The sequence below is a fragment of the Comamonas sp. BIGb0152 genome, assembly GCF_024809975.1.
In the GTDB taxonomy this organism is placed as follows: Bacteria; Pseudomonadota; Gammaproteobacteria; order Burkholderiales; family Burkholderiaceae_C; genus Comamonas.
Genome location: NZ_JANUDY010000002.1, coordinates 212,814 through 233,174, shown reverse-complemented (window position 1 = coordinate 233,174; position 20,361 = coordinate 212,814). Strand labels below are relative to the sequence as shown.

Below are 20,361 nucleotides of genomic sequence, written 5' to 3'. Positions count from 1 at the left end.
TCGTGGGGCGGCTTGGTGGTTGTTTCAGGGACTGCTACTGACGAGCACCGCTGAAATTGTCTGCAGGTGTCGCAGTCTCAATGCCTTGGGCGCCTGTGTCTGCAGACTGTGGCACCGGCGGAAACCCAGGACTGGTGTTCCGCCGGACCTCTGGCGCTGCTTGAGCCTCCTCTACAGCAGCACCAGCAAAGCCAGAAGCCTGGCCCTGTGCAGGCATGACGCTCGCTTGTCCAGGCTGAGGGATGTTCGGATCGTCGCCGGGCAGGTTCTTGTGTCCCGCGTTTTGCAGGATCACATCCGCAATCGGGGCAATCATCGGCATCTGCGCAACCTGGGCCCCGCCCTGCATAGCACTGAAGGCAGATTGCACGCCCTTGAGAACAGCGGCGGCGACAATGTCCTTGATCTGTGCGTCCGTCAATCGCTCCTTCAGGTCGAGCTCGCGTTCCTTCAAGTCGTGGCCCGCCTTGACCATTGCGTCCTGCACGGACTGCTTGATGCGTTCTTCCACCTGCTCAGGGGTCTCCTGGGCACCAGCTTGGCGCAAGGCCTCCACGATTTCGCGCTTGTAAGGGCTGTCCATGAGCGCGACCATGTACGGGAACGCTGCTTGCTGGAATTGAGGCGGCATAGTCTTGATGACCTCTTGGAAGGCGTACAGCTGCTGCGAGCGGAATCCAGCAGTGCTTGGCACTTCCTCCAACTGCACCTGCAGCATTGTGCGCAGTACATCGTTGCTGCGGTAGGTGTAGCCTGACTCGTCGGTCTCCAGGCGATTGAGCACCACCGTCCGATCCGACTTCACGGCATCACCCTCGATGATCACCGTCTTCTCGCGCTCGCCCAGATCTTGGATGATCATGGAGAGCAGCATCTCACCGATCATGCGGCGGCCGTCACGGAAGTTGTCCATGATGACGCCAAGCGCCTGGTTGGCCTGTTCCAGCTGCGTCCTCTCTTGCAGGCCACTGCTGGCGTTACCACGCTGGCCGGTAAATGAGGCTGGAGCTGCAGAGATCTGCTCAAACACCGCGCGGCAGTTATTCATCAATTGGTGCTGCTGGTCCGTGAGCTGTACATCACGCTTGATCTCGAAGCGGGCGCCGGTCTTGGCCAGGCCCGACGATTTGAGCTTGATGTCGGCATTGCGGCGCCCCACCTGCCGGCGGAACATGTCATCGGGCATGTCAAGAACGTCTTCGGTGCGCTCCACGCGATATGCGGCCATTCCCCAGCGCATCAATGCGGTGCCGCTGTTGAGGCTGTCCTGCTGGAAGATCAAGCCGCGAACATAGCCGTAAGGCACGCGAGTGCGATCCTCCCGGAAGCCCCAGAAGAATGCATACGGGAAATGGTTGTGCGGGTAAGGGGTTGGGCCGTCATGCACTTTCAGCGGTCCGATCCAATAGCTCAGGCGCACCTTGGCCACAACGGCACGGAACACCTCACTGGATCCAATAGCGATGCCAACGTTGTGCGCGATGTTCTGCGGGTCGTATTCGACCACCCGACCATCAGGCGTGCGCAGCAGCGCCGCGCTCTCCCAGCGGCGATACCAGAGGGCCGAGAGACATAAGCGCTTGTTCTCGCGGTTGTACCAGCGCGATTCCTCTACAGACCAACCCCGGCCATCCTGCCAGACGTTTTCCAAGCCAGTCGATCCCCCACCGCCGGTGATGAATTGACCAGCTAGGCCACTCTGCCACCAGTTGTTGCCTTGGATGCCCATCTGCTTGATGTGCTCGGCGTGCTGCGGGAACGATGCCGCCAGCCGATTCCAGTGCAGCCACTTGTCATGCTTGAGATAGCGGGCGTCATCAAGGTTTTCCTCCTCTGCCGCCCAGTCCCAGCGAACATCATTGCGGTTCACGACAGCGCATTTGTACCGGTACTTGGTTGGATCGCTTTGGCGCTTCACCTCCACAACACCAATGCCAACTCCGGCCTGCGGACGAAAGGCGCTGGAGCAAGCCTTGTCAGCTTTGCTCTTGTCTTCGGCCTGGTTCAGCTCGAAATTGAGTGCTGCGGCGACCTCTTCCGATCCCGGCTGACCGTTCGCAGTCACACGCCAGTCAGTGCGGACTGCAGTCTCATATCCCTGAAGGGCCAGGAGCATAGGGCCAATGCGGTCCTCGATAGCGGGGGGAATGCCTTGCTCCTTCATGGCGCGCAGCAGATCGGTGTCAAGCTGGTTACCGTCGGCGTAGTCCATCTCCTTGTCGGCCGTGCGGCGCCAGGCGGGCTCCTGATCCATTTCGCGGAGCCATTCCTGGTATTCAGCAAGCGTTAGCTCACCGCTGCCGGTTTGGTCGGCCTTCTCAGAGCTTTCCATCAGCTCATCGTCGCTCGTGCTGTCGTGTGTGCCGGCGTCCATGGTCATAGCCTCCAATCGGATTCTTCGGGTTCTTCGTACTGGTGACCAAAGGTTGTCTCCATGACTGGAACAGCTTGGCCCACGTAGCGGAACATGTCTGCCCCGTGGCTGTACTCATCATGTAGCGGCCCCATTGGCTCGTTCGTTTGCGTATGGATTTGGCGCTGATAGCGCTTGAGGCATTCCAGAAGGCGGGCTGTCTTGGTCTTGTCGAAGTAGCAGCGCGGAAACATCATGCGTGCGGCTTTGATGCCCTCTTCCACGCTGGTCTGCGCCTGTACTACTACGCTCTTGCGCCCCATCGACTGCAGTTGCTCCTGCGTGCTCTGGCCAGTTTGGAAATTACGGGCTCGCCCGTCATGCGGCAGGAAGTCTGTGCCCCAGCGATAGGAGCGCTTCTCCAGCTGAGCGACATACCAATCCAATGTCCGGTGGCTGTCCTCGATGTAGTCGATCAATCGGACATCGTGCGGACCGCGCTGGACCATGCCAATAGTCATGGCGTCATTCCACCCCAGATCCCATACGGTGTGGACAGGCAGCAGCGGGTCATATGGAACGTCGCGAGCGCGGTTTTCTAAGTAGAGGGTCTCAATCTCGTGCCGGTAGATCGCTCCGGCCGCCACACGGCGCGCTTTGCCTTCCCAGATGTGTTCATAGTCTTCCTTGAGCATGGAGCGCTTGGCCTTGAGGCGCTCCTCGTTCAGCACATCCGGAAACCAGGGGTTGTCACGCCAGTTGATGTCGCACACCCAGGTGTCACCCGATGGGGTAGCGATGAACCTCTGGTAGGTTTCGTCCGTCTCCATGTCCGGATTGAGGGTCAGCCAGATCTCGCTGCCGTCCTTGCGGATGGTGGGTGTCAGGGTGTCCCAGGACTTCTTGCCTACCCCGTGGGCTTCTTCAATCCACACCAGGTCCACACCTTCAAAGGACTTGATCGAGTCCACGGTGTGGCTCTGCAGGCCGGAGAACACGATCAGGGTGCCGTTGGCGCCCCGGATCTCGGTGTCCAGCACCTCATAGAACGCCTGCAGGCCCAGCTTGACGATCTTGTCCTTGAGCAGCCGGTGCACGGAATCGCGCATGGACTTCTGGATTTCGCGGGCACACAGGATGCGCAGCGGGTTGCGGGCGCCCTTCTCCAGCAGCACCTCAGCCACGCCGTGCGACTTACCGCCGCCACGGCCGCCCTTCATCACCTTGTACCGGCAGGGCTTGTACAGGCCTGCGAGCTTGGCCGGAATCTGGACGCTGATGGACAGTGGGGCGTTCATTCGTCGCCTTCCTCGCGTGCCGGCGCATCAACGAACGTGACCGTAGACTGGATTGCGATTGGCGCGCCGCCTGGTCCGCTGTGCTCGGCTTGCACCTTGTCGCCGTACTTCTTGGGGACCAGCTTGGACAGCAGCCACTTGCGGGCATCCACACGCAGGCGGTTGCGGGCAACGGCTGTAGCGTCAAAGATGACCTCAGTCTCACCGTCGCCGTCATCGCTGCTACCGTGCTTGCTGGCCTTCACCATCGTGCACTCTTCATCAGCAATGGTCAGGATGTCTTCTGCGATGGTTTCTGCCTGGGCCTCGCGCGCGTGCGCGTAGCGCTCTCGGAGCTTGTCGCCCTCTTCCCCCTCTTCTGCCAACCAGCGCATGAAGGTCGCCATGGCGGGCATGCCTTTCTCGGCGCAGATGGATCGCAGGCTGTTGCCCTCTACCAGCTTCTCCAGGACGGTATCGATGACTGATCGGTCAAGCGCATGAGGCGGGCGAGCAGACGCAGCACCGCCTACTGCCTTTTTCTTGGCAGCGGGCTTGGTGCTTGATTTCTTGGAGGTTGCAGGCTTCGCGCCTGGCTTTTGAGTTGCCATCTCCTCAGTGTTAGAGGATGGGGCCGAAGAGTCGAACCCTACGAGGGGGATGTCTTCACATGGCTTAGTTTGATTTCGTGCTCTCGTAAATAGCTTGCAACTCCTCGTGCAAACTATCGATCAGCTTCTCAAGTGCAGTCGCTTTACCAATGACCTCTTGTTGTTCAGCCATGACGGACCCTACAGCCACTCCTGCCCCTGCCACGGTCTGTCCAGTCCTTATGGCGCGATCCATCTCTTGAATGCGCTCATTAAGCGACTTCAACTTCGAATAGTTCGCATTGATCAGTGCATTTAGTGCAGCCAATTTTTCTGAGTTCCGACCATTTTCCACCAACTTTTCTTGAGCTTTGTTCGCATTTGATAACGCAGCATGCGCCTTCGCAAGCTCTTCCTTTTGAATCTTCACTGACTCAGTCAGCCAGAAGAAGGCAGCAAAGGCCACGATCGGGTTCAGCACTCCACCGATGAAATCGCCAAAGGCTCCCCACTTATCCGAATCTGTCGCTGGATTCTGGCCAAGGATCAGGCCGAAATAAATCAGATATGCGCCAATCAGACATGCAGCGATCCCGGAAACCCACTTCTTCCACGAACGAACCCTTGCTTCAAGTTTTTGAAGTTGTTCGGCGGCATCGACCGACGCGTTGCTCTCCATTTCCATCACCCACTCCAGTTATGTAAAGCGCCGCACTATAGTCCAGATAGCTTGCGGCGGCTTTACATTCCGGGGTTTCGGTGCGGATCAGCCCCCGATGAGGTTCAGCTGGTTCTCACCCTGGCGCTGCTGAGCCCGGGTGGCGGCGAGCTGCTTCTCCAGGTCAACAATGCGGTTACCCATCTCCCGCTTGGTCGCCAACAGGTCCGCCGAAAGCTCGGTGGCCAGGACTCCAGCCTCTACGCCGGCCTGAATGTTGCTGTATTGGACGGCATCGCCCACCAGCATGGTTGCCAGCTCGCGGCGCTCGCGCGGGTAGATGTGCACCACGCACTCGCCAATCTCCAAGATGGTGGTGCCGTCGCCCATACGGGTCATAGAGATGGCCCGGGGTTCTGGCATGGCCGCCACCAGGGTGAACACGCCGGCGCGCAGGCGATGCACCCGACCGTTCTCGATCATGCGACTGACGTGGTCGTCCACGATGGTCATCTTGAAGCCGGTCAGGTCGCAAAGCAGCTCCCTGGTGGCCACCTGCCCTTGCTGGTGCAAGTCCTGCAGGGTGTCAAAGATGATTTGGCCGGTGGTGCGTTCCTGGCTGATGGTTTGCTTTTCGGTCATGGTTTTCCCCTTCTCAGTCTTGCAATGTGTTTTGATCTGTCGGCCACTTCGGGAGATCTGCAGGCCACTGGCCCTTCATCTCGATCTTGCGGCGGGTGTCGGAGCCCCAGGCTTCGGCCACCAGGGCGGCGGCAGCCTTGGGGTAGAGCTCGTATTGGTCGAACTTCGGGTGGCACCCCTTCACGCCTGGACGGTCGCAGCACAGCGCAAAACAGGTGCGGTCATCAGTCTTGAGGCCAGCGCCCTTGCCGTGGTTGGCGTGCGCGGCCTGGCTGTATCCCACGATTCCGCATGCGCAGCATGGGAGGCTTGCCACGGCGCGGCGGTAGCTCTCATGGCGCAGGAACTCGCCCTTTGCCACCGGTGCGGCTGTGTCGGTCGCGGGCGCATAGTTTGGCGCGCTGGCCAGAGGTTGGTGCGCAGCCTTGGCTGTCGGCGCCCAGGTTCGGGACTTGAATCCGCTGCGCTTCATCCCAGAATCTCCCCGGTGTCTGGATCCACTTCGCCGCGGGCAATGGCCGCCTCCCACTGGTCATAGGTCGCCGGGAACGTGACCTTCAACTCGGTAGCCGCGAAAGCCTGCACCCTGTCGATCAGCTTGCTGTAGGCCCGGATGCCCAGGTCTTCAGTGCTGATGCGCTGGCGGCGGCGCGACTTGCGGCCGGTGAGCGGGTTCACCGTGGTGACCGTCTTGTGCCCCAGGAACTCCACGCGGAAATGCTCCTTCCAGGTCTTTAGGTCGAACCCCTGCCCGGTCGGGCGCGCCTGCTGTGCGATGGTCTTGAGCACCACGCCGTGGTAATACTTGCGCTGGCGGTCGGTCTTGGCGTCCTCCCAGAGGCGCGCCTCGATCACCAGCGCGCGGCCGGCGGCCAACTGCTCACCCACCCATGGCAGAAAAGAGCCCCGGCAATTAGCCCGACCCTGGTCGGCGGTGTGCCACTCGGCGCGGAATGCCAGCTCAGCCATGGCGCACCTCAACTTTCACCATGCCGCCGATCTGATCAGCACGGGCAATGCTCAGGCTCCAGTGCTTGTCGTCCACTCCTAGCACATCGGCCAGGCCGTCGAGGCCAGACTTCATGCGCGCCAGTGAGTTATCGAGGTCAAAGGCGCGGCGCGATGGCGGGTAGAACGTGAGGGAGAGGTGCAGTTTGCCGGCGGTCAGGCGGCGGACACCCTGCACCAGCGCTTGCTGGGCGCATGCGTGCCGGTAGGCCTTTTTGGCCTTGGCCACACGGGCCCAGTGCAGGCGCGCATTGGGGCTGAGGTCCTTTGGTGGCCAGGGTAGCGTCACCCGAGCTATCGCCACATCTGCTCCAGCTCCGCAGGCGGCGGCCGATACCCCTTGGCCCTGAGCTGGGCCCGCACAGCCTCCCGCATCCCCGTCCAAGCCCCGGCCGCTTGCAAGTCGTTCTCCAGCTGGGCGGCCTGCTCCCTGCTGTAGTGCCACCATCCCGGCGTCATTGCCAGCGTCACCAGCCAGTCGCGTGCTTTCTGAAATTCGCTCATTCATCACATCCCCGCTTTCTCGCTGTCGCTGGCACTCGGCCCCTCAAAAATTTCACCTCCCCAGTAGCATTGGCTTCCAGGTAGCCCCTGCGCTTCAACGCATCGACGTGGCACTGGGCGGCGTTTTCGGAACGGAAACTGAAGTGCTTGGCCACGGCCCACATGGGCGGCATTTCGTCGTTTTCGATCAGGAAAGTGCGCATGAAACCCATCACCTCCAGCTGGCGAGCAGTGGGCGCTGTCATGCTTGCAGCTCCTGACCAGAGGCGTTGGCCAGCAAGTGCATAGCATGTGCTGGCAGCGAAGTGATCAGCGTCTTGCCGCCGGCATTGCCGTTCTGCAGCACTGCAATGGCCTTTTCACGAACCCCTACCAGCGCAGGCCTCGGGAGCTTCAGCCCATGGCTGGTGTACTCATGGTCTGGAGAGCGGTCGCCCGGCAGACGGCGCATGTACTCAAACTGCCCGCGCTCGGTATATGCTCGGTGTGCCTCCTGGAAGCGGTGCTGCAGGTAGGACAGCTCTGCAGTCTCGGTGCGGCACACCTTTGGCCAGCCGCCCAGGTCCTCGATGGCAGCATGGATTGCAGGATCATCAAACACCACATCGGTGTATGCGCCGACAGCGGACATGGCGCCCAGCACCTTGCCCCAGGCCAGCGCAGCGCGGTCTGTCGTGGTGCCCTGCAGTACCCGGATGATGTCCGCCACACGGGGCGCGAACCGTCCGCGCTCTGGATCCGTCGCATGCCGACGCAGCGACGAGCTGATCTGCTCCATCTCGAATGAACGCAGCGCTTCCCACCAGACGGTGAGCATGAACTCGCTGCAGTCCTTGCCGTAGTAGGCCATCACGTCGGTAAGGAGGTCGCGAAACCCTTCCAGTTCGGATTCACGCATTTGCAGCACCTCCCATAGACCGGCCACCGCGCATCTTGTCCACCCAGGACTGGCCGACAGCGCGGTTTCGTGCCTCCAGTGCCTCTTGCTTGTTCAGGGGGGTTGCGGGGGCGTGGGCCCCGCCTCGGAAACTGGGCTTCGGGCCATCGCAGCGGCGAATCCAGTTGCGCCAGGTCGCCGCCCAGTCCAGTTTTTTGGCATCGGCACCTGCCTTCGCGCGCCAGAAATCAGCGAAGCAATCAGCCTCTCGGCGCACGTCGTCGGGAGACATGTCGGGCCGTGCCTGCAATGCCCAATCGCCCCAGGCTTTCAGCAGGGTCCAGTCATCAGGCAAGCGGGTAGCGGTAGCGGTCTTTGGCCTTTTTGCCGGAGCCGCAGGCGGAGGGTCAGCAGCGGCAGGGCCACCACCAACTACTTCTAGTTCTTTAACTACTTCTTCTTTCTTATCTTTATCTGTATCTATATCTGTACGCGTGACATCGTGACAGGTCACGCGTGACTCGTCCGTGACGCTCTCGGAAGCCGCACCAGTCTTAGCTTTGGCACGTTGACGGCGCTTGCGATCAGCCGCCGTAGGATCGGCATCGCTGCGCATCTGGCGCGTGTCCCAGTTGAGGGGCTGCAGCGTCTCGCGCTCAATCAAACCTACCTCGGCCAGGCGGCGCGCCACTTCTTCGAGCGTGCGGGTGTCTATCCCCATCTTCACGCCCACCTTGCGCATCAGCAGAGGGCCAGCGTCGTCCAGAACGCCCTGCCCTTTGAGGCACAGCAGGGCCATGAAGTGCCAGCGGTCTTCGAAGGCCAGCAAGCGCAGCTTTTCGTCATCGATCATTTCCGTATAGGCACGGAACCATGGCAGTTGCGTGCTCATACCCACTCCCATCCAGGAGCCTTGCTCCCAGGCTCAAAAGAGTCGAATTGCTTAAGCATGCGCGACCTCCTCACATTCAGCCGCATGAGCCGCCTGGCGGTATGCGTTGTTAAACAGGTGCCACAAGGGTGTGCCTTGCTCGTGGTGGTTTGCCTCAGCCAGCGGGACGCCTTGCACGGCGGCATGGGTGGCCTGCGAATGGAGCACGTCGGGGCTAAGGGTCTTGATGGACTCAGCCATGACTGCCCTCCTTCGAATCCGCAGGCGCCGGATTCACATTTGCCAGGCGGAGAACTACAGTTGCGTCATGGACCTTTCGCTCTGCCCACGAAGCCAAGATTTCGTTGACCACCTCTTTGCGGCTGGAGGCACTGCCACGGACGATGCCCTCGGCATCAATAACGCCCATGACCCACTTGGGAATGTCAAGGCGCAGTTCGGTGTCTTCGCGAGCCTCGTTGCGGGCCCGAGCCATTTGCAGAGATTCGGAGTTGTCTGTCATTGCTTGATCCTGGTAGACAGTGCCGGTGTTGCCCGGCCGGTGTTTCGGTTAGAGGTGTCGGGATCTGAGCTGCCTGTGAGCGGTGCTGCTCGACGTGCTATGTCGCGGCGTGTGCGGCGTCAGGGTGGTGCTTTGTGATCGGTGGTGCCCGCGCCCTCCTGGGGCAGAATGGAAGCTTCCCAACTACCATCCCCAGGAGGGGCAGACATGAAACGATTCAATATCGATCTCGAAGCAGCCGATGCGTCGTCGTACAAAGACGGGATGACAGAAGTCTTTGTCAAAGTCACGGTTCGAGAGCCATCCGAATTGAACGCCGAGTTCAGCTCTCTGCACATGTCGGAGGCCACAATGCGCCGGTTGCACAAGATGCTCGGCAACCACATTCGAAATTTGGACGAATACAGAGAAAACACCTAGTCGCCCCCTTGCTTGCGCGGCGATTTCAGCAATGCAATCAATGCGCTCAGCTCCTCACTGTTGAGGCGCATAACGAAGCCACCCACATCAATGCACGCGGCGCCACTTGGCAACTCGGTAATGCTTACTGGGCGAATAGCCATAACCTCTTCCGAGGTCATCGCGGCGAACGCTTCCCGCACTCCTTCGTGCTTCGCCATGGCTTCTTCTAGCCCCGGCTGGAGCGCCGGATCCCTGAATTTCGGCGGGCTGAAGGTCTGTTCTTCGTGCAAGCGTTCGATGGCCGCAGCCATCGTGCGCTGCGCTACTTCCAGCGCATGTGTCGCGTCCGCGTATGACAAGCCATCCAGTTGGCGGAGCACATCAACAGCTTTCGCCTTGATGGATTCAGGGGTGATAAGGCTTTTAACCATGGGCCACCTCCTTGCGCTTGGGAGTAGGCTCAATTGAAGTTGCTCCTGCGACATGCATGCGCCACAAAGCAGCTTGAACGCGGTCGGCTAGCTTGGGAGTTAGAGGGTCGGGCCATTGGGAAATGGCCTGTGATTTGATTCCGATAGACTCTGCGGCCAGCGCCACTGAACCACCCAATAGTTGAATCGCTTCTTGCTTATTCATCGCACAAGGTTAGCATACTTACAGAATGATCACGAGCACGCTAACACAAATTGCAAGTAAGCTAACTTACATGAGCACACTCCAAGAACGCATTGCCGAAATCATGCGCACCGCCAATATGTCCGTTGGAGAGATTGCATCAATAGCGGAGGTGACTTCATCTGCGGTCACGCAGTGGAAAGACGGTCCCACTAAGACGCTAAAAACGGCTCCAGCAGCCAAGCTTTCCCAGCGCACTGGGTTCAATACCATGTGGATTGCGACTGGAGAGGGACAAAAAAAGCTCCCAACTTCTTCTGCGAACACCGAGCCTGGGCCTGATGTGCGGGGCAAAGTACCCCTTATTTCTTGGGTAAGAGCTGGAGAATGGTGTGAGGCTATGGATCCATTCCAGCCGGGAGACGCTGAGCGGTGGATGGAATGCCCCGTAACACACAGCAGCTCGACTTTCGCGCTTCGAGTGAGAGGCGACTCAATGACAGCCCCTAGTGGAGCGAACAGAACTTATCCCGAGGGTTGCATCATTTTTGTAGACCCTGAACGTCGAACCCCAGTGAATGGAGATCGAGTGGTAGCCTGCATAGAGGGTGCGAGGGACGTAACCTTTAAGGTGTACAAAAACGAAGATGGTCGGCAGTGGCTCATGCCGCTGAACCCACTGCACGAGCCGATCCGCGAACCGTTCCATATCTTGGGAACAGTTCTGGGCAAGTGGGAAGATGGTTGACATCAATAGGGACACAGCATATGGCGACGAATCGCACCTACGAGGATGCACTTAACCCTGAAAAAGCGCTGATCTTCCGGATTGTTCATGTCAACAACCTGCCTTGGATTTTGGACAATGGGCTATACTGTGGCAACAGTGCGATCCAGCATCCCCAATGGGTGTCAATCGGTAACGCTGACTTAACAAATAGACGCGCCACTCATGCCGTCAAAGCCCCGTATGAGGGGCTTCTGAACGACTACGTGCCGTTCTACTTCACCCCGTTCTCGCCGATGTTTCTTAACATCAAGTCTGGACGCAATGGTGTGACGCAAAGACCCAACTCAGAAATTGCTATTCTTGTATCTAGTCTGCACAAGATACAAAGCGAGGGACGTCGTTTTCTGTTCACCGATGCACACGCTTACTTTGTTGCAAGCAACTACTATCATGATCTCAGTGATCTGAACAAAATTGACTGGTCCATTCTTCAGCGTCGCGACTTCCAACGAGATCCGGAGAACGACCCTCGCAAAGTTGAGCGCTACCAGGCTGAAGCGCTGGTACACGATCACTTGCCAGTTGCGTCACTACTTGGCATAGTGTGTTACTCACCTGCTATCGAAAACTCCATCAAGCAGGAGCTGCTTCAAAGACAGTTAAAATTGTCAGTTTTTGCCCGGCCTGCGTGGTACTTCCAATGATCAGATTCGTACAAGGCAACTTGCTTGACTCTAGTGCGCAAGCGCTGGTCAACACTGTTAACACCGTGGGGGTCATGGGGAAAGGGATTGCGCTCATGTTCAAAGAGCGTTTTCCACAAAATTATCTGCTCTACTCCCGAGCTTGCAAAGCGGGCGAGGTCCATACTGGCGCTATGTTTGTCACCGCAACTGATGAGCTAGATGGGCCTAAATGGATCGTGAATTTTCCTACCAAACAGCATTGGAGGGGAGATTCACGTATAGAGTGGATAGAGGCAGGTCTGGCTGATTTACGCAATTGGATTGAGCTCTCTGCAGTCGAGTCTATCGCGCTTCCTCCACTTGGCGCGGGAAATGGTGGCCTTGACTGGAATCTAGTGCACCCGCTTATCACCAGAGCTCTCAGTGGACTGGAGGCTGAGATCATTGTGTACGAACCAACCACCCAGTATCAGAATGTGGAAAAACGCTCCGGCGTGCAGCGTCTAACGCCTGCCCGAGCACTGATCACTGAACTGGTTCACCGCTATGCAGTGATGGGAATGGATTGCAGCTTGCTAGAAATTCAAAAGCTTGCTTGGTTCTTAGAGCGGGCCATCCTACGCCGTGCAGAGCTTCCTAATACGCTGAATTTGGAGTTCAGGGCGCACCTGTATGGTCCATACGCACCAAAGCTCAGTCACCTACTCAACTCACTTGATGGGAGTTATTTGCACAGTGACAAGAGGATTGGCGATGCCAATCCGATGGACACCATTTGGATAGACAGGGAAAGAGTTCCGTTGATTCAAGCCTATCTTCAAAGCGAGGCAAAGATGTACGCTACGGCGTTGGAGGAGATCTCGGTGTTGATCGACGGTTTTCAGTCACCGTTTGGCATGGAATTGCTTGCCACTTGTGACTGGCTTTTGCACAAGGAAAAAGTTGAGCCCTCCATTGCAGGAATTCGCAATGGTCTCGCTAACTGGTCAGCGGGAGAATGGGCAGCACAACGCAAGTCACGTATTTTTCATGACGATGAAGTACTGACGGCAACTCTTGGCAGACTACAGTCCAGTTCATGGAACGCCTACGCATGAAAGATTAGGGCCGACAACCCCATTCAGTAAAACCGCCATAGGGCGGTTTTTTTTGCGCCTATTCAAAAACAATCCAGTTCACTTATCTTTTTCGTAAGTATACTTGACATAATTTGTTAGCACACTTACATTAAAGGCATTGCAGCAATGAACGCGAAACGACCCCGGCAAGCGATACGAAGCCGGTAAGCCCTACAGGACGCAGCGGGCGGGTCTAGCTCCAGTGGAGCGCAGCGTGCAGCGATAGCGAAGTGCAGTGTTAGACAGCGCGGAGCTAACCGCTATGACCCGAGGACGACCCACGTTCCGGCGAGTGCGAAGGGTGGAGGATTGGCTACCGCAATAGGCCAAGTGCTGGGACCGCTTCGGCGGGTTAGATCAGCCAACCCCGGTCAGGCCGGGGGAGAAAACCAAAGCGCTTCTCATGGAGTGCTTTGGTCTTCTAGTCTGCCTCTGCGCTTCCAAGCGGCATCTGCCACAAGGATTCGCTCTATCGCTTTGGTGAGCGAAAGAAGCGCTGTGACCCAGAGCAGCCATGCCGGCAGAAACAGCGCAATGGCTACCGCCGCGAGAAAGATCACGATGAATGGCCAAGATAAGAACGCCAAATACAGGTTGCGCGAGCGACTGTGTATGGCCCAGCGAAGCACCTTCTTAGTCATAGCAGGAGCCTGGAGCGTGGACTTCTTTTTGAAGCCTGCCGCTGCCATCGCTCTGTATTTGAATCTGCTGGTACTGGCTGTGATCATTGCTGCACTCTCGCTCCAGGTGGCGTTGATGCGCAAATAGTAACAGCCGGATACACCACCGAGCAATCGGTGCTTGCCTCTGGCTAACAACAAACGGAAAGCCTAAATCATTACGACCTAGTGTCTATTTTGGCCTACGCACAGCATTGCAATTTTCGCGTAGCTCTAGTCTCGAGACCAAATTATGAACGTCACGTACAGCGCATATATCAACGCAAACACGATCCAGATCATGAAAAACATGTTTGACCAGTAGTCACTAGGATGCGCTGCAAGTGTGTAGACCTGTCCAGAACAAGATCTACCGAGGCATGACACCTCACCCCGAATTAGCGCGCGCAGCGCACCGAAGACCAGGTAGCAGGTCAAGGCTGCAGACAGCAAAAATCCAAATGGCCCAAAAATTCCCGTGGTCGGTTCATCATTTTCATCACGATGCCCTTGACGAAGTAGCTTCTGCCCGAACTTGTACCAAGCATATCCAAGCATGAGCATCAGCAAGTAGTAAACGATGTTGCGCATTTCTTCATATGTTCATATTGCAATCGCTTGAATGGTAACCGAGCTTACAGATTCATTGCCGACAGAGATGCAATGCATAGATAAGGTCGGGGCTGGAATGCTTGATCCACCCTTCCCGCTCGATACGCCATCTGCGTACGAGCCACCCTAGCTTATGGATTTTTATCCCAAAGCACGCTGACCTTCCAGTCAGTGTCCCCGCCCGCCCACCAAGGCGGGCATTTTTATTCCCGGAATGAGCAAATGACCTTAGCACTCACACGCGCCCAGGCCAGCTGGGATTCCATGCTCCCTGACGATCCGACAGAGGATCCTGTACGGGCCCACCTTGAAGCCCAAAACGCCCAGTTGCTGGAACTGATCAAGGGTTACCAGGAAATTGGAATCGAGGCAGCGGACAAGCTCGACCGTATCTCACCGGCCGGCGGCCACCGCGTGCGCCGGGTGCTTGATGAACTGCAGGAGGATCTGAAATGCGTCATCCACTGAACCGCTCAACACCTCGAACGATGGGACAGGCCTGGGGCCACGGCCCAGGGTACTACGACCCCTTCGAGCACTACACCAAGCCGCTAACCCAGCGGCTTTCCTTTTGGCTGGCACTGGTCATCGTGCTGGGCCTGATCGCTTTCATCTGGAGCCGCTATGCGTAAGAACGCAATTCACACCGCATGCATGCTGGCCGCCCTCTTGGCGGTCATTTTCTTTTCTGACCCAGAGAGCGATCTCGCAGTCGAGCGCGCCACTGCCGCCGATGTGCAGGACGCCATCACTGTCGCGCAGCGCCTGGCTGTCGCACAAGCACAAGGAATCCAAGAATGAAGGACAAGCTGCTGTTCGCGGCCATCTACTGCGCTTTCAGCGCTATCTGCATCGCTGCTGCTGCGCACATTGCGGCATGGGGCGCCTTTTGATTTCCAGCTCACCACCCCAAAAACCATGACCACTTCACCATCCAACAGCCAGTTGGCGCCACGCCAAAACACGCAGGTCGACCTGTCGCCCCAAACCTTCGAGCAGGCGCTGACATTCGCCCAGTACCTATCCGACAGCAACATGGTGCCCAAGGACTTCCAAGGCAAGCCGGCCAACTGCCTGATCGCCATGCAGTGGGGCACCGAGCTCGGGATGAAGCCGCTGCAGGCGATCCAGAACATTGCGGTGATCAACGGCCGCCCCGCTCTCTGGGGTGATGCAGTCATCGCCCTGGTGCTCGCCAGCCCGGTCTGCGACTACGTCACAGAAGAAGATGACGGCACCACCGCCACCTGCCGTGTTCGGCGCAAGGGCGGTGAAGAGCAGATCCGATCCTTCAGCACAGAAGATGCTCGCATGGCCGGCCTGGCTGGCAAGCAAGGCCCCTGGACGCAGTACCCCAAGCGCATGCGCCAATTGCGCGCCCGCGCATTCGCCCTGCGCGACGTGTTCCCTGATGTGCTGCGCGGCATGGCAGTGGCCGAAGAACTGCAGGACATGGAGACTTCGGCCAAGCCTCCGATCAATAAAGACATGGGACAGGCTCAGGTTGTGAAGGAGCCCTACCCAGAAGACCAGTTCGAAGGCAACTTCTTGAAGTGGAAGGAGGTGATTACCGGTGGGCGCAAGACGGCTGATGAGCTGATTGCATTCACCTACTCGCGCAATCCAAGCCTGGAGTTCACCGACGAGCAGGTCAAAAAGCTGCGGGCGTTGGACCTCAAGCCAACCGCGGCAGCCAAGCAAGAGGTTACTGATGTCCAGCCCAAGGACACGCAGGACGCTGACGCGCCGGCGCTGAGCCCAGAGAAGCTGGAAGCCGACATGAAGGCCGCCGCCGCCTTGGACAAGCTCTACGAGCTGGGCAGCCTGCTGGAAGGCATCCCTGATGAAGCGCAGCGCCTGCGCCTGAACGAAGTTTTCGACGCTCGCGTGGCCGAGCTGGAAGGGTAATCAATGAAAGTCGTGAATCTCACACAGGGCACGCCAGCCTGGCACGCGCACCGGGCCGCCCACTTCAACGCGAGCGACGCGCCGGCCATGATGGGCTGCAGCAGCTACACCAGCCGCTCGGAATTGATCAAGCGCCTGTCCACCGGCATAGAGCCGGAAGTGGATGCCGCCACCCAGCGCCGCTTTGACCAAGGTCACCAGTTTGAAGAGCTGGCCCGGCCACTGGCCGAGAAGATCGTCGGCGAGGAACTGGCGCCGTTGGTGGGCACCAACGGCAAGAACAGCGCGAGCTTTGACGGCCTGACCCTCATGGGCGAGACGGCGTGGGAGCACAAGAGCTTGAATGAGCGGCTGCGCAACGCGATGACCCCGAGCGCTACTGGTACCGACCTGCCACTGGAATACCAGGTGCAGATGGAACACCAAGCCATGGTTGCCGAAACGGTGGAGCGAACGCTGTTCTTGGCCAGCAAATGGGTGCTGGACCAAAGCACTGGCGAATGGATCTGCGAAGAACAGCGCAGCTGCTGGTACACGCCGAACCCTGAGCTGCGTGCCAAGATCGTGGCCGGCTGGGCACAGCTGGAGCAGGAAGTGACAGCCTATCAGCCGGAAGCTGAGGCCGCCAAACCGGCCCCTGAAGCTAAGCTGCGCGATGCACTTCCCGCTCTGCGCCTCGATGCCAAGGGAGAGATCACCACCAGCAATCTGGATGAATTCAAGGCCGGAGCGCTGACCCGCATCAACAGCATCAACACGGTGCTGGAGACGGACCAGCAGTTTGCCGAAGCCGATGACGACGCAAAGTGGCTGCGCGATGTGGCTGAGGCCATGAAGCAGGCTGGCAAGCGAGTTCGCGCCAACATGCAGAGCGTGGACGAAGCGCTGACGGTGCTGGAGCAGCTGGACGAGATCGCCACTTCAAAGGCCATCGCTCTGGAAAAGCGCGTGAAGTCTGAAAAGGATGCTCGCAAACAGTCGCTAGTTCTCCAGGCTCAGCAGGATCTGGACAGCCACACTGCCGCGCTCAACCAGCGCTTGGGCACCAACTGGCTGCCGCGCCTGGCCGGCGGATTCGCCGAAGTGATCAAAGGCCTGAAGTCGCTCGACAGCATGCGCGACAGGGTGGCGGTGGCGCTGACCAATGCCAAGGTGGACGCGAACGCGCTGGCCGACCAGCTTGATGCCAACCGCAAGCACCTAGTGCAGGACAGTGGTGACTGGATCACCCTCTTCCCGGACTTTGGCACCGTGGGCGCTAAGGCCTCCGAAGACTTCCGGGCGCTGGCCGCCCTGCGCATTGGTCAGCACCAGGCGGCGGAGGCCAAAAAACTGGAGGCCCAGCGCGAGCGCATCCGCGCAGAAGAGCAAGCGAAAGCTCAGGCAGATGTTGCTGAAGAGCGCAAGCGCATTCAGGAGCAGAGCCTGAGCGCGCAGGCTGATATTGGCCAGGCAGTGCAGGCCGGCACGCTGGCGGCGCCTGTGGCAGACGACCTGGCTCACTTGGCCGCCAGCAATGCAGCGGAGGCTGTCGCCGGGATTGACGCCAAGCAGGTGATCAGCGCAGTTCAGGCGCGAGCAGCATCACGCGTTGATGATGGCCGGCGTATCACCTTGGGCCAGATCAAGGCACTGATCGCCCCCTTAACCATAGACTCTGCAGGCATGGCTCAACTAGGTTTTCCTCATGTGGCCGCAGAGAAGGCATCAAAGCTGTATCGCGCCTGCGACCTGCCCGCGATCCGCGATGCGATGGTCAAGCACCTGGCAGCCTTGAGCTTTGAACTGCCCGTGGCTGTCTGAGCTTCCCCAGACACTTTCCCGAGCCCGCCACTGTGCGGGGCTGCCGCATTTCTGGAACACCAATGTTTAAAAATCTGATCATCTACCGCATTTCCGAATCCTGGCAGCCCGACCAGGCGCAACTCGACCAGGCGCTGGCCAAGCAACAGTTTGAGCCGTGTGGCGCCACGCAAGAGCAGTCCACCGGCTGGGTGCCGCCACGCGGCGAAGAGCACGGCGCCATGGTTGAATCCGTGGGCGGCCACTGGATCCTGCGCCTGATGAGCGAGAGCAAGATGCTGCCGGGCAGCGTGCTCAACCGCAAGCTCGATGAGAAGGTGGCCCACATCGAGGAAACCGAGGGCCGCAAGCCTGGCCGGAAAGAGCGCCAAGACCTGAAGGAAGAGTGCAAGCTGGAACTGCTGCCAATGGCCTTCACCAAGCAGGCGGGCACCTGGGTATGGATCGACCCTGCCGCGCGCCTGCTGGTAATCGACGCCAGCGCGCAGGGCCGGGCCGACACGGTGGTGACCATGCTGGTGGAGGCCTCGCCCGGCTTTGCCGTGGCACTGCTGGACACCAAGGCCAGCCCTCAAGGCGCAATGGCCGCCTGGCTGCACAGCTACGACGCGCCGGCCGGCTTCTGCATCGACCAAGAGTGCGAGCTCAAGGGCACCGATGAAGCCAAAGCGGTTGTGCGCTACGGCCGCCACCCGCTGGGCATTGACGAAGTCCGTGAGCACATCGACCAGGGCAAGCTGCCCACCAAGCTGGCCTTGACCTGGGATGACCGGGTGAGCTTCGTGCTGACCGAAGGCCTGCAGCTCAAAAGGGTAGAACTGCTGGGCGTGGTGCTGGAGGACAAGCCCGACGAAAACGGCTTCGATGCTGATGTGGCAATTGCCACGGGCGAGCTGTCGAAGCTGATCCCCGATCTGATCGACGCACTGGGCGGCGAAGGCCGCACTGAGCTGGGCACCCTGCCCCAGGCAAGCGCCCTGACCCCTGCTGGATCTGGCGACGGCTCACAGGACCTGATGTACGAGCAGGCCGTGGAAGCTGTCCGTGCAGAGAACAAGGGCAGCATTTCCATGGTGCAGCGCCGCCTCCGGATCGGCTACAACCGCGCCGCCAGCCTGCTGGAGGCCATGGAGCACCAGGGCATCGTCTCCAAGATGGATAGCTCCGGCGCGCGAAAGGTGATCGGATGACCCAGCAAGTAACCCCGCCCAGCGGCCGTGGAGCGCGAACCAATACCAGGTGAAGGCCTGCCTTGCGGTCGTTGATTCTCCCATTAATCAACAGGATCGAGAGCCGCCCTCTTAAACACATAGTCCACTAATTTCCTACTGATTAATATTGACTATCAATCAGGAAATAGAGATTCTGCAAAATTGACGGATTAAAAGAGCATGAAGCTCAAACGCACTTTATGGTCTACACAAGATTTAGCCCAATTAATGCAAATGAGGCTTACACATAACGCACGACAAATAGCCGAAACGTTTGGCAGAACTGAGCATGCTGTGTTGCAGAAGCTGGGAAAGCTAAAGGTTAAGAGCTTACCAATACGGAAGTGGAGCGAAAGCGAAGAGTTTGTTATGCGAGGCATGTTTTTCAGAGGCGCTCATGCTGCAGATGTTGCAAAAGTTTTAGGCCGAACGGTTATGTCAGTACGAAATCGGCTATTTAGTAATGGGCTCACACGCCGCAAGCATGTATGTCCGGTTGGAACTGAGACATTGCTCAAATGCGGACTGAAGATACGAAAGATATCCAGCACTGGCCCTGCTAGTGACAGGTGGAAACGCGTTGACATCATTGAATGGGAAGAGATTCATGGGCCGATCCCGAAGGAATACACATTAATGATTATCAATAACTACTTGCCACGAACTCTGCAAAATCTTCGATTAATTAGGAAAGACGAAATATGGGAAGCCATAACAGGGTCTCACTTGCCTCCAGAGGTGCGCGAACTGGTTCAGTTAAAACGCCGAATCGAAAAAGAAGCCAAGAAGCAAAAGCAGAAATGATTGCAACGCTCCGCGCTTTACGAGCGGGCCATATCCCTCCTGAGCGAATGACGGCGGTATTAGGGACGATCTCAACAATCGTTGATTCATTCACATTGGACTATTTGGACGATAGAAAAAATGAACATCAGCAAAAACACCGGCGAACACCTCCGTCAAATGCTCTTCAAGCAGCTCGAAGCGCTGACCGATCCTGATAAGGACATCGACCTCAAGCGCGCCGAAATCGCCAATAACACGGCGCAGGCCATCATCAACAGCGCCAAGGTCGAAGTTGACTATGTGAAGGCCATCGACGGCGCTATCACGCTGCCCTACGTCGAAGGCCAGAACGGTGTCACAGAGCGGCCCTACCGCCCTGCTGTGCCAACAGCCGAGCCAGCGCCTCAATTCGCAGAGCCAGAGCCGCGAACGCCTGAAGAACGAGAGCAGGCTCTTTTGAACTCGGGCCCTCGGCCAGGCCACCCTTGGCACGGCCTCGGAAGTCGCAAGCATCTCATCAAAGGATAG

General features: G+C 58.4%; 29 protein-coding genes. 13 read left to right on the top strand and 16 right to left on the bottom strand.

Annotation, left to right across the window (positions count from 1 at the left end):
* Positions 1-34 precede the first annotated feature (34 nt).
* The 14 genes from M2375_RS04595 to M2375_RS04530 form a co-directional block, all read right to left on the bottom strand.
* Complete coding sequence (locus M2375_RS04595) at positions 35-2,374, bottom strand: hypothetical protein (RefSeq protein WP_259164235.1); 2,340 nt, start codon at positions 2,372-2,374, stop codon at positions 35-37.
* A gap of 2 nt (positions 2,375-2,376) precedes the next feature.
* Positions 2,377-3,651 carry a PBSX family phage terminase large subunit gene (locus M2375_RS04590; RefSeq protein WP_259164234.1) on the bottom strand — a complete coding sequence of 425 codons (1,275 nt, stop codon included), beginning with the start codon at positions 3,649-3,651 and terminating at the stop codon, positions 2,377-2,379.
* A complete protein-coding gene (locus M2375_RS04585; RefSeq protein ID WP_404979274.1) occupies positions 3,648-4,241 on the bottom strand; it encodes a terminase small subunit protein in 594 nt (197 codons plus the stop codon). The genes M2375_RS04590 and M2375_RS04585 overlap by 4 nt, the downstream gene beginning before the upstream one ends.
* A gap of 64 nt (positions 4,242-4,305) precedes the next feature.
* A complete protein-coding gene (locus M2375_RS04580; RefSeq protein ID WP_259164232.1) occupies positions 4,306-4,905 on the bottom strand; it encodes a hypothetical protein in 600 nt (199 codons plus the stop codon).
* An 81-nt stretch (positions 4,906-4,986) separates the two neighbouring features.
* The gene (locus M2375_RS04575) at positions 4,987-5,520 is read right to left on the bottom strand and encodes a hypothetical protein (protein WP_259164231.1); all 534 of its coding nucleotides are present in this window, start codon (positions 5,518-5,520) and stop codon (positions 4,987-4,989) included.
* 13 nt (positions 5,521-5,533) lie between these two features.
* On the bottom strand, positions 5,534-5,992 hold the full coding sequence (locus M2375_RS04570) for a hypothetical protein (RefSeq protein WP_259164229.1): 459 nt from the start codon (positions 5,990-5,992) through the stop codon (positions 5,534-5,536).
* The gene (locus tag M2375_RS04565) at positions 5,989-6,489 is read right to left on the bottom strand and encodes a hypothetical protein (protein ID WP_259164227.1); all 501 of its coding nucleotides are present in this window, start codon (positions 6,487-6,489) and stop codon (positions 5,989-5,991) included. Before M2375_RS04565 ends, M2375_RS04570 begins: the two co-directional genes overlap by 4 nt.
* The gene (locus tag M2375_RS04560) at positions 6,482-6,817 is read right to left on the bottom strand and encodes an endonuclease (RefSeq protein ID WP_259164226.1); all 336 of its coding nucleotides are present in this window, start codon (positions 6,815-6,817) and stop codon (positions 6,482-6,484) included. The genes M2375_RS04565 and M2375_RS04560 overlap by 8 nt, the downstream gene beginning before the upstream one ends.
* A gap of 5 nt (positions 6,818-6,822) precedes the next feature.
* Positions 6,823-7,032: a hypothetical protein gene (locus M2375_RS04555; RefSeq protein WP_259164225.1), complete on the bottom strand. Its 210-nt coding sequence runs from the start codon at positions 7,030-7,032 to the stop codon at positions 6,823-6,825.
* Positions 7,029-7,277 carry a LexA family transcriptional regulator gene (locus M2375_RS04550; protein WP_259164224.1) on the bottom strand — a complete coding sequence of 83 codons (249 nt, stop codon included), beginning with the start codon at positions 7,275-7,277 and terminating at the stop codon, positions 7,029-7,031. The genes M2375_RS04555 and M2375_RS04550 overlap by 4 nt, the downstream gene beginning before the upstream one ends.
* Positions 7,274-7,930 carry a DUF6475 domain-containing protein gene (locus M2375_RS04545; RefSeq protein ID WP_259164223.1) on the bottom strand — a complete coding sequence of 219 codons (657 nt, stop codon included), beginning with the start codon at positions 7,928-7,930 and terminating at the stop codon, positions 7,274-7,276. Before M2375_RS04545 ends, M2375_RS04550 begins: the two co-directional genes overlap by 4 nt.
* Positions 7,923-8,801 carry a hypothetical protein gene (locus tag M2375_RS04540; protein ID WP_259164222.1) on the bottom strand — a complete coding sequence of 293 codons (879 nt, stop codon included), beginning with the start codon at positions 8,799-8,801 and terminating at the stop codon, positions 7,923-7,925. The genes M2375_RS04545 and M2375_RS04540 overlap by 8 nt, the downstream gene beginning before the upstream one ends.
* Positions 8,802-8,852: 51 nt before the next feature.
* Positions 8,853-9,041 (bottom strand): hypothetical protein, encoded by a 189-nt coding sequence (locus tag M2375_RS04535; RefSeq protein ID WP_259164221.1) that lies wholly within the window; start codon positions 9,039-9,041, stop codon positions 8,853-8,855.
* Positions 9,034-9,303, bottom strand: coding sequence for a hypothetical protein (locus M2375_RS04530; RefSeq protein ID WP_259164219.1), 270 nt, complete (start codon positions 9,301-9,303; stop codon positions 9,034-9,036). The genes M2375_RS04535 and M2375_RS04530 overlap by 8 nt, the downstream gene beginning before the upstream one ends.
* Before the next feature lie 207 nt (positions 9,304-9,510).
* On the opposite strand from M2375_RS04530, the gene M2375_RS04525 reads away from it, so the two are divergent.
* Positions 9,511-9,723 (top strand): hypothetical protein, encoded by a 213-nt coding sequence (locus tag M2375_RS04525; protein WP_259164218.1) that lies wholly within the window; start codon positions 9,511-9,513, stop codon positions 9,721-9,723.
* Here the strand turns inward: M2375_RS04525 and M2375_RS04520 are convergent.
* Positions 9,720-10,136 (bottom strand): hypothetical protein, encoded by a 417-nt coding sequence (locus M2375_RS04520; RefSeq protein WP_259164217.1) that lies wholly within the window; start codon positions 10,134-10,136, stop codon positions 9,720-9,722. The two genes, M2375_RS04525 and M2375_RS04520, sit on opposite strands and share 4 nt — an antisense overlap.
* A gap of 230 nt (positions 10,137-10,366) precedes the next feature.
* Between M2375_RS04520 and M2375_RS04515 the strand changes: the two genes are divergently transcribed.
* The 4 genes from M2375_RS04515 to M2375_RS04500 all read left to right on the top strand — a co-directional run bounded on the left by M2375_RS04515 (position 10,367) and on the right by M2375_RS04500 (position 13,622).
* The gene (locus M2375_RS04515) at positions 10,367-11,068 is read left to right on the top strand and encodes a S24 family peptidase (protein ID WP_310473162.1); all 702 of its coding nucleotides are present in this window, start codon (positions 10,367-10,369) and stop codon (positions 11,066-11,068) included.
* A 20-nt stretch (positions 11,069-11,088) separates the two neighbouring features.
* Positions 11,089-11,754 (top strand): DUF4433 domain-containing protein, encoded by a 666-nt coding sequence (locus tag M2375_RS04510; protein ID WP_259164216.1) that lies wholly within the window; start codon positions 11,089-11,091, stop codon positions 11,752-11,754.
* A complete protein-coding gene (locus M2375_RS04505) occupies positions 11,751-12,833 on the top strand; it encodes a macro domain-containing protein (protein ID WP_259164215.1) in 1,083 nt (360 codons plus the stop codon). Before M2375_RS04510 ends, M2375_RS04505 begins: the two co-directional genes overlap by 4 nt.
* Before the next feature lie 519 nt (positions 12,834-13,352).
* Positions 13,353-13,622 (top strand): hypothetical protein, encoded by a 270-nt coding sequence (locus M2375_RS04500; protein ID WP_259164214.1) that lies wholly within the window; start codon positions 13,353-13,355, stop codon positions 13,620-13,622.
* Positions 13,623-13,747: 125 nt separating this feature from the next.
* Here M2375_RS04500 and M2375_RS04495 read toward each other — a convergent pair whose 3' ends face one another.
* The gene (locus tag M2375_RS04495) at positions 13,748-14,104 is read right to left on the bottom strand and encodes a hypothetical protein (protein WP_259164213.1); all 357 of its coding nucleotides are present in this window, start codon (positions 14,102-14,104) and stop codon (positions 13,748-13,750) included.
* A 243-nt stretch (positions 14,105-14,347) separates the two neighbouring features.
* Here M2375_RS04495 and M2375_RS04490 point away from each other — a divergent pair, with 243 nt between their 5' ends.
* The 8 genes from M2375_RS04490 (at position 14,348) to M2375_RS04455 (ending at position 20,361) form a co-directional block, all read left to right on the top strand.
* Positions 14,348-14,593 carry a hypothetical protein gene (locus M2375_RS04490; protein WP_259164211.1) on the top strand — a complete coding sequence of 82 codons (246 nt, stop codon included), beginning with the start codon at positions 14,348-14,350 and terminating at the stop codon, positions 14,591-14,593.
* Positions 14,578-14,757: a hypothetical protein gene (locus tag M2375_RS04485; RefSeq protein ID WP_259164209.1), complete on the top strand. Its 180-nt coding sequence runs from the start codon at positions 14,578-14,580 to the stop codon at positions 14,755-14,757. Before M2375_RS04490 ends, M2375_RS04485 begins: the two co-directional genes overlap by 16 nt.
* Complete coding sequence (locus M2375_RS04480) at positions 14,750-14,926, top strand: hypothetical protein (protein ID WP_259164208.1); 177 nt, start codon at positions 14,750-14,752, stop codon at positions 14,924-14,926. Before M2375_RS04485 ends, M2375_RS04480 begins: the two co-directional genes overlap by 8 nt.
* Positions 14,927-15,043: 117 nt before the next feature.
* Positions 15,044-16,033 carry a recombinase RecT gene (locus tag M2375_RS04475; protein WP_259164207.1) on the top strand — a complete coding sequence of 330 codons (990 nt, stop codon included), beginning with the start codon at positions 15,044-15,046 and terminating at the stop codon, positions 16,031-16,033.
* Between the two features lie 3 nt (positions 16,034-16,036).
* The gene (locus M2375_RS04470; RefSeq protein ID WP_259164206.1) at positions 16,037-17,836 is read left to right on the top strand and encodes a YqaJ viral recombinase family protein; all 1,800 of its coding nucleotides are present in this window, start codon (positions 16,037-16,039) and stop codon (positions 17,834-17,836) included.
* A gap of 62 nt (positions 17,837-17,898) precedes the next feature.
* Positions 17,899-19,026 (top strand): recombination-associated protein RdgC, encoded by a 1,128-nt coding sequence (rdgC, locus tag M2375_RS04465; protein ID WP_259164205.1) that lies wholly within the window; start codon positions 17,899-17,901, stop codon positions 19,024-19,026.
* Between the two features lie 201 nt (positions 19,027-19,227).
* Positions 19,228-19,851, top strand: coding sequence for a hypothetical protein (locus M2375_RS04460; protein ID WP_259164204.1), 624 nt, complete (start codon positions 19,228-19,230; stop codon positions 19,849-19,851).
* Positions 19,852-19,971: 120 nt separating this feature from the next.
* On the top strand, positions 19,972-20,361 hold the full coding sequence (locus M2375_RS04455) for a hypothetical protein (RefSeq protein WP_259164203.1): 390 nt from the start codon (positions 19,972-19,974) through the stop codon (positions 20,359-20,361).

What these genes read in the sequence shown, in the direction of transcription:
- M2375_RS04530 (WP_259164219.1), bottom strand. Translation starts at nt 9,303, where the DNA reads ATGACAGACAACTCCGAATCTCTGCAAATGGCTCGGGCCCGCAACGAG.
- M2375_RS04460 (WP_259164204.1), top strand. Translation starts at nt 19,228, where the DNA reads ATGAAGCTCAAACGCACTTTATGGTCTACACAAGATTTAGCCCAATTA.
- M2375_RS04575 (WP_259164231.1), bottom strand. Translation starts at nt 5,520, where the DNA reads ATGACCGAAAAGCAAACCATCAGCCAGGAACGCACCACCGGCCAAATC.
- M2375_RS04570 (WP_259164229.1), bottom strand. Translation starts at nt 5,992, where the DNA reads ATGAAGCGCAGCGGATTCAAGTCCCGAACCTGGGCGCCGACAGCCAAG.
- M2375_RS04535 (WP_259164221.1), bottom strand. Translation starts at nt 9,041, where the DNA reads ATGGCTGAGTCCATCAAGACCCTTAGCCCCGACGTGCTCCATTCGCAG.
- M2375_RS04490 (WP_259164211.1), top strand. Translation starts at nt 14,348, where the DNA reads ATGACCTTAGCACTCACACGCGCCCAGGCCAGCTGGGATTCCATGCTC.
- M2375_RS04470 (WP_259164206.1), top strand. Translation starts at nt 16,037, where the DNA reads ATGAAAGTCGTGAATCTCACACAGGGCACGCCAGCCTGGCACGCGCAC.
- M2375_RS04480 (WP_259164208.1), top strand. Translation starts at nt 14,750, where the DNA reads ATGCGTAAGAACGCAATTCACACCGCATGCATGCTGGCCGCCCTCTTG.
- M2375_RS04540 (WP_259164222.1), bottom strand. Translation starts at nt 8,801, where the DNA reads ATGAGCACGCAACTGCCATGGTTCCGTGCCTATACGGAAATGATCGAT.
- M2375_RS04555 (WP_259164225.1), bottom strand. Translation starts at nt 7,032, where the DNA reads ATGAGCGAATTTCAGAAAGCACGCGACTGGCTGGTGACGCTGGCAATG.
- M2375_RS04510 (WP_259164216.1), top strand. Translation starts at nt 11,089, where the DNA reads ATGGCGACGAATCGCACCTACGAGGATGCACTTAACCCTGAAAAAGCG.
- M2375_RS04520 (WP_259164217.1), bottom strand. Translation starts at nt 10,136, where the DNA reads ATGGTTAAAAGCCTTATCACCCCTGAATCCATCAAGGCGAAAGCTGTT.
- M2375_RS04505 (WP_259164215.1), top strand. Translation starts at nt 11,751, where the DNA reads ATGATCAGATTCGTACAAGGCAACTTGCTTGACTCTAGTGCGCAAGCG.
- M2375_RS04545 (WP_259164223.1), bottom strand. Translation starts at nt 7,930, where the DNA reads ATGCGTGAATCCGAACTGGAAGGGTTTCGCGACCTCCTTACCGACGTG.
- M2375_RS04580 (WP_259164232.1), bottom strand. Translation starts at nt 4,905, where the DNA reads ATGGAAATGGAGAGCAACGCGTCGGTCGATGCCGCCGAACAACTTCAA.
- rdgC (WP_259164205.1), top strand. Translation starts at nt 17,899, where the DNA reads ATGTTTAAAAATCTGATCATCTACCGCATTTCCGAATCCTGGCAGCCC.
- M2375_RS04455 (WP_259164203.1), top strand. Translation starts at nt 19,972, where the DNA reads ATGAACATCAGCAAAAACACCGGCGAACACCTCCGTCAAATGCTCTTC.
- M2375_RS04585 (WP_404979274.1), bottom strand. Translation starts at nt 4,241, where the DNA reads ATGGCAACTCAAAAGCCAGGCGCGAAGCCTGCAACCTCCAAGAAATCA.
- M2375_RS04590 (WP_259164234.1), bottom strand. Translation starts at nt 3,651, where the DNA reads ATGAACGCCCCACTGTCCATCAGCGTCCAGATTCCGGCCAAGCTCGCA.
- M2375_RS04595 (WP_259164235.1), bottom strand. Translation starts at nt 2,374, where the DNA reads ATGGACGCCGGCACACACGACAGCACGAGCGACGATGAGCTGATGGAA.
- M2375_RS04495 (WP_259164213.1), bottom strand. Translation starts at nt 14,104, where the DNA reads ATGCGCAACATCGTTTACTACTTGCTGATGCTCATGCTTGGATATGCT.
- M2375_RS04515 (WP_310473162.1), top strand. Translation starts at nt 10,367, where the DNA reads ATGATCACGAGCACGCTAACACAAATTGCAAGTAAGCTAACTTACATG.
- M2375_RS04485 (WP_259164209.1), top strand. Translation starts at nt 14,578, where the DNA reads ATGCGTCATCCACTGAACCGCTCAACACCTCGAACGATGGGACAGGCC.
- M2375_RS04525 (WP_259164218.1), top strand. Translation starts at nt 9,511, where the DNA reads ATGAAACGATTCAATATCGATCTCGAAGCAGCCGATGCGTCGTCGTAC.
- M2375_RS04550 (WP_259164224.1), bottom strand. Translation starts at nt 7,277, where the DNA reads ATGACAGCGCCCACTGCTCGCCAGCTGGAGGTGATGGGTTTCATGCGC.
- M2375_RS04475 (WP_259164207.1), top strand. Translation starts at nt 15,044, where the DNA reads ATGACCACTTCACCATCCAACAGCCAGTTGGCGCCACGCCAAAACACG.
- M2375_RS04565 (WP_259164227.1), bottom strand. Translation starts at nt 6,489, where the DNA reads ATGGCTGAGCTGGCATTCCGCGCCGAGTGGCACACCGCCGACCAGGGT.